Source organism: Eubacterium sp. AF36-5BH, from assembly GCF_003460505.1.
Taxonomy (GTDB): domain Bacteria; phylum Bacillota; class Clostridia; order Lachnospirales; family Lachnospiraceae; genus Eubacterium_G.
In genome coordinates this window covers 59,253-59,751 of the sequence record NZ_QTVG01000012.1, presented here as the reverse complement: position 1 = coordinate 59,751, position 499 = coordinate 59,253, and the positions used below count along the sequence as shown (strand labels likewise).

Here is a 499-nt window from a genome sequence, read left to right as displayed (position 1 = left end):
ATAGACACCCAAATCCATTATAATTAAATCACCACAAAATAACACAAAGGAGGTCGCCTATGCCTAACAATGATTTTATATCAAATATCTTAGAAATAAAAGACTTAATTATAACAAATGTGGAATCTACACCTGAAAATATATGTATTTCCTTCAAATTAGAAAGACGTGATCATGTTTGTCCAAATTGTGGTGCCATAACAAACAAGGTTCACGACTATCGTAAATCAATTATAAAAGATACTCCAATACTCGGAAAAAATGTATTACTTTTTTATTCCAAACGCAGATATCATTGTGATTGTTGTGGAAAACATTTTTTAGAGAATTTTACTTTATTGCCAAAACACTGTCGTATTACAAATCGACTTAACTTTCTTGCAATAAACATGCTCAACCAAACCTTAAATGTAAGTTCCGTTGCAAGATATTTGGGGATATCATCTTCTTCAATCTTTAGAAGATTAAATGATGTAAAATTTCCCAAGCCCTCAATTCT

The 499-nt window shown here is 30.5% G+C and carries 1 protein-coding gene; it reads left to right on the top strand.

Annotated features, from left to right (window positions below):
• Positions 1 to 59 precede the first annotated feature (59 nt).
• On the top strand, positions 60 to 499 hold a 440-nt coding region (locus tag DW006_RS11310; protein WP_199521913.1), incomplete at its 3' end, for a transposase family protein.